The 1,942-nt window shown below is 75.7% G+C and carries 2 protein-coding genes; one reads left to right on the plus strand and one right to left on the minus strand.

Features of this window, described 5'->3' with window-relative positions; translation table 11 throughout:
- Positions 1-381, minus strand: a 381-nt coding sequence (locus FNQ90_RS21310) for an ArsR/SmtB family transcription factor (protein WP_182607839.1), incomplete at its 3' end; no start/stop codon positions are given.
- Positions 382-570: 189 nt separating this feature from the next.
- On the opposite strand from FNQ90_RS21310, the gene FNQ90_RS21315 reads away from it, so the two are divergent.
- On the plus strand, positions 571-1,942 hold a 1,372-nt coding region (locus tag FNQ90_RS21315; protein ID WP_182607840.1), incomplete at its 3' end, for an FAD-dependent oxidoreductase.

Genomic DNA, 1,942 nt, shown 5'->3' on the forward strand with positions numbered 1-1,942 from the left:
GGGGGCAGGCGCGGGGTCGAAGAGGGTGCCCATGGCCGCGAGGACGGAGGGGGTCACCCGGTAGTACACCCAGGTACCGCGCCGCTCGGAGGTCAACAGACCGGCCTCGCGCAGCTTCTTCAGGTGGTGGCTGACGGTCGGCTGCGAGACGCCGACGTCGGAGATGTCACAGACGCAGACCTCCCCCCCGGGGTGCGAGGCCACCGCCGAGAACAGGCGCAGCCGCACCGGGTCGCCGAGCGCCTTGAACATCGCGGCGGCGCGCTCGGCCTCCTCGGCCTCCAGGGGCCGCTGGGCCAGCGGCGGGCAGCACGGGACGACATCCCCGGCGGGCGGGGTCGCGCCGGCCCCGGGGCCCGTCGAGATCTGCACGATGGTCATACCCCCATGGTGTCACCCCGGCTCCCGAACGCCCCCGGGCTCGTCGGCGTCGGAGCACGACGACTCCCACTCCCCTATTCGATGAATGTCAATATTGACATCCGTCGATGCAAGGACAACGATGGCCACGGAGGCATTGATGCACGTCGATACCGGCAGGTGGAGCCCACCTTCCGGGAGGGAGTTCCGATGAGTACAGCCGCAGCCCGGGCCGTCACCACCCCGGCGGCCGCAGTGGCCACAGCCCTCGACCCGGCGGACCCCGGCGACCGCCCCGTGGTCGTCATCGGCGCCGGCCCCGTCGGCCTGGCCGCCGCCGCCCACCTGCTCGAGCGGGGGCTGCGCCCGCTGGTGCTGGAGGCCGGCGACGGCCCCGGCCACGCCGTGCGCGGCTGGGGACACGTCCGGCTCTTCTCCCGATGGGCGGAGGTGATCGACCCCGTCGCCGAGAAGCTGCTCACCACCCGGGACCCCGGATGGGTCCGCCCGGACGACGCGGCGTACCCCACCGGCGCCGAGTGGGTCGAGCACTGGCTCCGGCCGCTCGCCGACGCCCTCGGCGAGAGCGTGCGGTACGGCACCCGGGTCACCGGCGTCGCCCGCGCCGGACGCGACCTGACGGTGGACGCCGACCGGGCCGCGCAGCCCTTCGTCGTGCAGGTGGAGCGGACCGACGGCGGCGAGGAGCGGATCACCGCCCGGGCCGTGCTGGACGCCTCCGGCACCACCGGCACCCCCTCCCCCCTGGGCGCCAACGGTCTGCCCGCCCTCGGCGAACGCGCCGCCGCCGACCGGATCGCGTACGGCATCCCCGACCTGCGGGACCCGGCCGTCCGCGCCCGGTACGCCGGCCGCACCACCGCCGTCGTCGGCTCCGGCGCCTCCGCCTTCACCGTGCTGGCCGCCCTCGCCGAACTGGCCGAGGATGTCCCCGGCACCCGGGCGGTGTGGATCCTGCGGCGCGGACTGGGCGCCGACACCTTCGGCGGCGGGGAGGCCGATCAACTCCCGGCGCGCGGCGCGCTCGGCCTGCGCGCCCGGGCCGCCGTGGAGGCGGGCACGGCGACGCCGCTGACCGGCTTCCGGATCGCCGCCCTGGAGCGCGCCGACGACGGCACCGGCCGACCGGTCCCGGTCGCCGAGGACGGCCGGCGGTCCGAGCCGGTGGACTCGGTGGTCGCCGTGACCGGTCTGCGCCCCGACCTGTCCTTCCTCTCCGAGGTGCGACTGGGGCTGGACGAGCGCCTGCGGGCACCGGTCCCGCTGGCCCCGCTCATCGACCCCAACGTCCACTCCTGCGGCACCGTGTACCCGCACGGCGCGGCGGAGTTGGCCCACCCCGAGGGGGACCTGTACCTGGTGGGGATGAAGAGCTACGGCCGCGCCCCGACCTTCCTCGCGATGACCGGCTACGAGCAGGTGCGGTCGGTCGCCGCCGAGTTGGCCGGGGACCGGGAAGCCGCACGGCGGGTGGAGTTGGTACTGCCCGAGACGGGGGTGTGCGGCGGCTCGGGGTTGTTCGACGAGCCGGCCGCCGTGGAAGGGGCCGACGGCGTCGAGG

Source organism: Streptomyces alkaliphilus (assembly GCF_014141535.1).
GTDB classification, from domain to species: Bacteria; Actinomycetota; Actinomycetes; order Streptomycetales; family Streptomycetaceae; genus Streptomyces; species Streptomyces alkaliphilus.